The following is a 6,917-nucleotide window of genomic DNA, read 5'->3' on the forward strand; positions in this document are numbered from 1 at the left end:
GGGGTAAACGGGTGGGTGGGTGGGGGAGCCCGGCGCGGAGCGCCGGAGACCTGGCGGGGGCGCGGGGTACGGGGCGACGGACGCGAGGCCCGCCCTGGACGCCCCCGTCAGATCCGGTTGAGGACCTTGCCGAGCAGCTCGCCCATGTGCGTAGCGCTGTCACGCCCCGCCTGGAGGACTTCCTCGTGGTTCAGCGGCTCACCCGTCATGCCCGCGGCCAGGTTCGTGACCAGCGAGATGCCGAGGACCTCCGCGCCCGCCTCGCGCGCGGCGATCGCTTCGAGGACCGTGGACATGCCGACCAGGTCCGCGCCGATCGTGCGGGCCATGCGGATCTCCGCCGGCGTCTCGTAGTGCGGGCCGGGGAACTGCGCGTAGACGCCCTCCTCCAGGGAGGGGTCGATCTCCTTGCACAGGGCGCGCAGGCGCGGCGAGTACAGGTCCGTCAGGTCCACGAAGTTCGCGCCGACGATCGGGGACGTCGCCGTGAGGTTCAGGTGGTCGCTGATCAGCACCGGCTGCCCGGGACGCATGCCCTCGCGCAGGCCACCGCAGCCGTTGGTCAGCACGATCGTCTTGCAGCCGGCGGCCACGGCGGTGCGGACGCCGTGCGAGACGGCGGCCACGCCACGGCCCTCGTAGTAGTGGGTGCGGCCCAGGAAGACCAGCACGCGCTTGTCGCCGATCTTGAAGGACCGGATGCGGCCGCCGTGCCCCTCGACCGCGGGCGGCGGGAAGCCGGGCAGCTCGGTGACGGCGAAGTCCGCCTCGGGCTCGCCCAGCGCGTCGACGGCCGGCGCCCAGCCGGAGCCCATCACGAGGGCGACGTCGTGGGTCTCGGCGCCCGTCAGCTCGCGCAGGCGCGCGGCGGCGGCGTCGGCGGCGGCGTACGGGTCGCCCTGGATGTCGTCCGGAATAACTGAAGCGTTCACGCCGACGAGGGTAGCGGGTTACGGCCTACGCGCGTAGATGACGATGCTCACGGGATTCTCCCCGTCGTCTTGTCGTTTCCGACAAGGGAGCGCCGCCGGGGGCGGCGAAGGGGCGCCGATGCGCGGCGAGCGAGAGCCGGCGGGGGCTGGATTAGGGGGCTGGTTACGGCTAGCAGGGCCTCTTGCGGAGTTCCATCACGTAGTCGTGCGGCGCCCCCGCCGACTCCGCCGCGTCCGCCAGCTCGCCCAGGTAGCGCGCGGACGGGAGGCCGCCCTCGTATCCGTTGAGGACGTACACCCAGGCCGGCTCCTCGCCCTCCAGGGTGTCCACGCGGACCCGCATGCGCCGGTAGATGTCGAGCCCCACGCCCTCCCAGCGGTCCATGGAATCCTCGTCCATGGGGGCGATGTCGTAGAGGGTCACGAAGACCTGGGAGCGGGGGGCCTCGACGATCGTCGCGAGCGCGCCCTCCCACCCCATGTGCTCCCCGCCGAAGGTGAGCCGCCAGCCGGTCAGCCAGCCGGTCGAGCGCAGCGGTGAGTGCGGGGCGCGGCGTGACATGAGCCGCGGATCCAGATTGCCGGCGTACGCGGCGTAGAGCGACATGACGTCGAGGGTACGGCAGCAATCAAGGACGCAGGTTCCGCGGCGGGAGGACCGCCCGGACGAGGGCGTTCGCACGGACGGTGGGCCCCGGCGCGTCCCTACCTCGAAGCGTGCGGGACAATGGAGTACGTGACTCGGATCGTGATCATTGGCGGCGGACCCGGCGGATACGAGGCGGCCCTGGTGGCCGCCCAGCTCGGCGCGGAGGTGACCGTCGTCGACTGCGACGGTCTGGGCGGGGCGTCGGTGCTCACCGACTGCGTGCCGTCGAAGACCCTGATCGCCACGGCCGAGGTGATGACCACCTTCGACTCCTCGTACGAGGAGCTGGGCATCATCGTCGCGGACGACACCCCGCACATCGACACCCCCGCGCGCGTGGTCGGCGTGGACCTGGGCAAGGTCAACCGCCGTGTGAAGCGCCTCGCGCTCGCGCAGTCCCACGACATCACCGCTTCCGTCACGCGTGCGGGCGCGCGCGTGCTGCGCGGCCGGGGCCGTCTTGAGGGCCAGCAGGAGACCGACGGTTCGCGCAAGGTCGTGGTGCGGGCCGCCGACGGCAGCGAGGAGACGCTCGTCGCCGACGCGGTGCTCATCGCCACCGGCGGTCACCCGCGCGAGGTCCCGGACGCCCTGCCCGACGGCGAGCGGATCCTGAACTGGACGCAGGTCTACGACCTCGACGAGCTGCCCGAGGAACTCATCGTGGTCGGCTCCGGTGTCACCGGCGCCGAGTTCGCCGGTGCCTACCAGGCGCTCGGGTCGAACGTCACCCTGGTGTCCAGCCGTGACCGGGTGCTGCCCGGTGAGGACCCGGACGCCGCCGCCGTCCTTGAGGACGTCTTCCGGCGGCGCGGCATGAACGTGATGTCCCGCTCCCGCGCCGCCTCCGCCAAGCGCGTCGGCGACCGCGTCGAGGTCACGCTCGCCGACGGGCGCGTCATCTCCGGTTCGCACTGCCTGATGGCCGTCGGCGCCATCCCGAACAGCAGCGGGATGGGCCTGGAGGAGGCCGGGGTCAAGCTCAAGGACTCCGGGCACATCTGGACCGACAAGGTGTCCAGGACCTCCGCCCCGGGTGTCTACGCCGCCGGTGACGTCACCGGCGTCTTCGCGCTCGCCTCCGTCGCCGCCATGCAGGGGCGCATCGCGATGTACCACTTCCTGGGCGACGCGGTGACCCCGCTGAACCTGAAGACCGTCTCCGCGAACGTCTTCACGGACCCGGAGATCGCGACCGTCGGCTACAGCCAGGCCGACGTCGACGCGGGCAAGATCGACGCGCGCGTCGTCAAGCTGCCGCTGCTGCGCAATCCGCGCGCGAAGATGCAGGGCATCCGCGACGGATTCGTCAAGATCTTCTGCCGTCCGGGTACGGGCATCGTGGTCGGCGGCGTGGTCGTCGCGCCCCGCGCATCGGAACTGATCCACCCCATCTCGATCGCGGTCGACAACAATCTGACGGTCGAGCAGATCGCGAATGCGTTCACCGTGTACCCGTCGCTTTCGGGGTCGATCGCCGAGGTGGCGCGTCAACTCCACTCGCGGAAGACGGCGGGCGAGAGCTGATCGCTACGGCGGCCCGATTCAACGCTTCGCAGGTCACGCACTGTTGTCACCCATTTGCACGGCATAGGCGGAGTAACTAGGCACCTATACCACTTGGTGGTCTGCCGTGCGAACAACTTCCGTTATTCGGCGCAAACTGCTGAAAGCAGACGGTCGTTGGGGTTACTGTCAGTTTCGTGTTCGCTGCAGAACGTCGCCAATTGATCCTCGAAATGGTGCGGGCCAACGGAGCGGTATCGCTCCGGGAGCTCGCCCGCGTCGTCCAGACCTCCGAAGTGACCGTACGGCGGGACGTGCGCGCGCTGGAGGCAGAAGGACTCCTCGACCGCCGGCATGGCGGTGCGGTATTGCCGGGCGGATTCACGCGGGAGTCCGGCTTTCCGCAGAAATCACATCTCGCGACCGCCGAGAAGACGGCCATCGCCGATCTCGCGGCGGGACTCGTCGAAGAAGGCGAAGCCATCGTCGTCGGGGCGGGTACGACCACGCAGGAGCTGGCCCGACGGCTCGCGCGGGTGCCCGGCCTGACCGTCGTCACCAACTCCCTGCTGGTGGCCCAGGCGCTGGCCCACGCCAACAGGGTCGAAGTCGTCATGACCGGCGGCACCCTGCGCGGTTCCAACTACGCCCTCGTGGGCAGCGGGGCCGAGCAGTCCCTGCAAGGGCTCCGGGTGTCGCGCGCGTTCCTGTCGGGCAGTGGTCTGACCGCCGAGCGCGGCCTCTCCACGTCCAACATGCTCTCCGCGAGCGTGGACCGCGCGCTGGTCCAGGCGGCGGCCGAGGTCGTGGTCCTCGCCGACCACACCAAGCTCGGCACCGACACGATGTTCCAGACCGTGCCGACGGACGTCATCACCCGCCTGGTCACGGACGAGCCCCCGGCGCACGACGACCGGGCGGCCACGGAACTCCAGGCCCTGGCGGACCAGGGCGTACAGATCGCGGTGACGGGCGGCTCCGCGAACCCTAGCGCCGGGCCCGGCGCCGATTCCGTCCAGCCGGGGCGCCAGCCGCGCCGGGACGTGCCCCTGCCGGGCCAGCGTCGCAACCACGGGGCGGGGCCGGGCCAGCAGCTGCGCAGCGCGCTCCTCGGGGAGCAGCCGCCGGGGGAGCGGGCCGCCCGCGTCGCGGATCTGCGCCGCCGCTGACCGCGGGGCGGGGCCGGCGTACGGGGCAGGCGGCAGGAGGCTTACGGCCCCGTGCACCCGTCGGCCTTCAGGCCCCGCAGGGTCAGCATCAGCAGGCGGTCGGCCAACTCCGGGTCGTCCGGCGTCTCCTCGGCCGCCAGCGAGATCGCGTTGGTCAGCTGGAGCAGGTCGGAGATGGAGACGTCGGGCCGCACGGCCCCCGCCTCCTGCGCGCGGGCGAGCAGGGCCGCGCCCGCCTCGCGCATGGGCTTGCTGCACCGCGCCAGCGCCGAACTGTCGTCGTGCGACGCGGACATGAGCGCGCTCGACAGGCCGCGGTACTCACCCGCATGAGTGACGATGGCCCGCAGCCACGTCACCAGCGCAGCACAGGGCTGCGGGTCGTCGAGCAGGGCGTGCGAGCGCGCGAGGAGATCGCTCACGGCGTCCTCCCAGACCGCGCTCATCAGCGCGTGCCGGTTGGGGAAGTGCCGGTAGAGCGTGCCGATGCCGACGCCCGCGCGGCGCGCCACGTCCTCCAAGGACGTGCCGGTGCCGTGCTCGGCGAAGGCGGCGCGGGCCTCCGCGAGCAGCCGGTCGTAATTGCGGCGCGCGTCGGACCGCATGGCCCGCGTGGAGTGCCGCGCCGCGCTCGCCTGCTGGTCCATCCCGGTCGTCATCCCGCACCCTTCGTGAACGTACGCGTCCTTCAAGGATGCCACTGCCCGGGCGCCGCGATCGGTGGAGGTCAGGGCTCCCGGCCCCCGAAGAAGGCCTCCAGCTCCGCCCTCGCCCTGCGCTCGCGCGGGTGCGGCGGCAGGCACCCGCCGCGCAGGTTCCGGACCAGCCACAGCACCAGGGGGTACGTGACACAAGTGCCGACGAGCAGTCCGCTCAGCACCCCGGTGGCCAGCTCTCCCATGATCATCAACTCACCTTCGCGCGGAGCGTCTTGCCACCGCTCCCGCACGCGCTCCTCGGCGGCGCGCGGAAGCCGTCGTGGGCCGCGGCGATCATCGTGGCGCCGTCGTCCGGGGCCACGGCGCCGTAGCCGAGCAGCCGCCAGCGCGGGTCGACGGCGTCGCTGTCGAGGTACGGCACGGGACCGGCGGCCGACGGCACCAGGAGCGGGGCCGGCTCCCGGGCGCAGCCGTGGCAGACGGCGACCTCGCCGGACGCCGCGCCGGGGAGCGCCACGCGCGCGTGGCCGCGGTCGTGCAGCGGGTTGAAGTAGCAGGGCGGGTCGGGCACCAGCGGCCGCTCGGTCACCAGCGCCTCCACGGCCCGCATCCCGATGCGGCTGAACTCGATGGCCGCGATCAGCTCTCCGAGGGCGTACGCGGCGTCGTAGGCGGGGTCGGGGCTTCCCGGCCCGCCGTCGCCCGCGGGGTGGAGGGTGGAGTTGCTCGCCTGGATCGACGCCGTGGTGGCGTACGAGGCGAGCTGCTCGCGGAGCCCGGGCGCCAGCGTGCAGCTGTGGCGCAGCGAGCAGCCGAGCGCGGAGGCGTCGCTCAGGAGCCGCGCGCGCTGTCCGGCGTACGGCCGCAGGACCTCGGGGTCGCCGTGCGGGTCCGGCAGCGGGGCGCGCCAGTCGGGCGCGGGCCGCGGCAGGGTGAAGACGCGGGGGCGGCGGCGCGGGCCCGGCGGCAGCCTTGTGAAGCGGCGTAACAGTGCCAGGGACAGGCCTGCGACCAGGCCCAGGACGAGTCCCGCCTCGTAACGCTCCCCGGCGCCCGCGCTCGCCGCGAGCCATCCGCCGCCGCTGATGCCGCCCGCGGCAGCCGCCAGTGCCAGTAAGTCCCCTGTGCGTGTCACTGAAGCCCCCCGTGGTCTTCGGCTCTACGGCTATGTGGGGAGGACGCGGGGCGGGGGCGGGGTGGTTGCGGGGTGCTGGTGGCGGCGTCCCGCGTCGCGGCTCGGTCGGTCACCGGCTCCGCCGAGTACGTCCTCGAACGCCGGACGGGCTTGATATACCCGCGCGGGCGGGCTCGGTATGCCTGGGGGCGGCTTGAGATGCCCGGGAGGTGGGGCGGGATGCCCGCGGGGCCGGGCTGGATCGACCAGCCCGGCCCCGCGGGTGTTCCGTTCCTCGGCGTCCGAGGGCCGGGTCAGTCCTTGATCTCGCAGATCACCGCGCCGGACGTCAGGCTCGCGCCCACCTCCGCGGTGAGGCCCTTGATCGTGCCCGAGCGGTGGGCGTTCAGGGGCTGTTCCATCTTCATGGCCTCCAGGACGACGATCAGGTCGCCCTCGTTGACCTCCTGGCCCTCCTCGACCGCGATCTTGACGATCGTGCCCTGCATGGGCGAGGCGAGGGTGTCGCCGGAGGCGGCCGGGCCGGACTTCTTGGCCGCGCGGCGCTTGGGGCGGGCGCCGCCCGCCGCGGCGGTGCGCGCGATCGTCATGCCGAGGGAGGACGGCAGGGAGACCTCAAGGCGCTTGCCGCCGACCTCGACGACGACCGTCTCGCGGCCCGGCTCCTCGTCCGCCTCGGTGTCGGTGGCGGGTGCGGTGAAGGCCGGGATGTCGTTGATGAACTCGGTCTCGATCCAGCGGGTGTGGACCGTGAAGGGCTCGCTGGAGCCGGTCAGTTCGGGTGCGAACGCCGGGTCCTTGACGACGGCACGGTGGAAGGGGATGGCGGTGGCCATGCCCTCCACGTTGAACTCCGCCAGCGCCCGC

Annotated in this window: 8 protein-coding genes; 2 read left to right on the forward strand and 6 right to left on the reverse strand. The window is 72.5% G+C overall.

Annotated elements, in window-relative coordinates; translation table 11 throughout:
- Positions 1-107 precede the first annotated feature (107 nt).
- Complete coding sequence (locus IG54_RS0136775; RefSeq protein WP_030795386.1) at positions 108-932, reverse strand: purine-nucleoside phosphorylase; 825 nt, start codon at positions 930-932, stop codon at positions 108-110.
- A gap of 169 nt (positions 933-1,101) precedes the next feature.
- Positions 1,102-1,539 (reverse strand): gamma-glutamylcyclotransferase, encoded by a 438-nt coding sequence (locus IG54_RS0136780; protein WP_030795388.1) that lies wholly within the window; start codon positions 1,537-1,539, stop codon positions 1,102-1,104.
- A 120-nt stretch (positions 1,540-1,659) separates the two neighbouring features.
- Between IG54_RS0136780 and IG54_RS0136785 the strand changes: the two genes are divergently transcribed.
- On the forward strand, positions 1,660-3,108 hold the full coding sequence (locus IG54_RS0136785) for an NAD(P)H-quinone dehydrogenase (protein ID WP_030795390.1): 1,449 nt from the start codon (positions 1,660-1,662) through the stop codon (positions 3,106-3,108).
- A 176-nt stretch (positions 3,109-3,284) separates the two neighbouring features.
- Complete coding sequence (locus IG54_RS0136790) at positions 3,285-4,256, forward strand: DeoR/GlpR family DNA-binding transcription regulator (protein WP_078594971.1); 972 nt, start codon at positions 3,285-3,287, stop codon at positions 4,254-4,256.
- Positions 4,257-4,297: 41 nt separating this feature from the next.
- Here the strand turns inward: IG54_RS0136790 and IG54_RS0136795 are convergent, their stop codons facing one another.
- From IG54_RS0136795 to IG54_RS0136810, 4 genes are all read right to left on the reverse strand, one after another.
- Entirely contained in the window at positions 4,298-4,861 is a 564-nt protein-coding gene (locus IG54_RS0136795) for a TetR/AcrR family transcriptional regulator (protein ID WP_030795394.1), read from the reverse strand.
- Between the two features lie 122 nt (positions 4,862-4,983).
- A complete protein-coding gene (locus IG54_RS0136800; RefSeq protein ID WP_030795397.1) occupies positions 4,984-5,163 on the reverse strand; it encodes a hypothetical protein in 180 nt (59 codons plus the stop codon).
- Positions 5,163-6,050, reverse strand: coding sequence for a hypothetical protein (locus IG54_RS0136805; protein WP_030795399.1), 888 nt, complete (start codon positions 6,048-6,050; stop codon positions 5,163-5,165). The genes IG54_RS0136800 and IG54_RS0136805 overlap by 1 nt, the downstream gene beginning before the upstream one ends.
- Before the next feature lie 293 nt (positions 6,051-6,343).
- On the reverse strand, positions 6,344-6,917 hold a 574-nt coding region (locus tag IG54_RS0136810; RefSeq protein ID WP_030795402.1), incomplete at its 5' end, for a biotin/lipoyl-containing protein.

Origin of the sequence: Streptomyces sp. NRRL S-920, assembly GCF_000717945.1 — a bacterium.
GTDB lineage: Bacteria > Actinomycetota > Actinomycetes > Streptomycetales > Streptomycetaceae > Streptomyces > Streptomyces alboniger.

Bases quoted from the DNA above. Each gene is read 5' to 3' on its own strand.
- IG54_RS0136780 (WP_030795388.1), bottom strand. From the start codon at position 1,539: ATGTCGCTCTACGCCGCGTACGCCGGCAATCTGGATCCGCGGCTCATG.
- IG54_RS0136785 (WP_030795390.1), top strand. From the start codon at position 1,660: ATGGAGTACGTGACTCGGATCGTGATCATTGGCGGCGGACCCGGCGGA.
- IG54_RS0136795 (WP_030795394.1), bottom strand. From the start codon at position 4,861: ATGCGGTCCGACGCGCGCCGCAATTACGACCGGCTGCTCGCGGAGGCC.
- IG54_RS0136800 (WP_030795397.1), bottom strand. From the start codon at position 5,163: ATGATCATGGGAGAGCTGGCCACCGGGGTGCTGAGCGGACTGCTCGTC.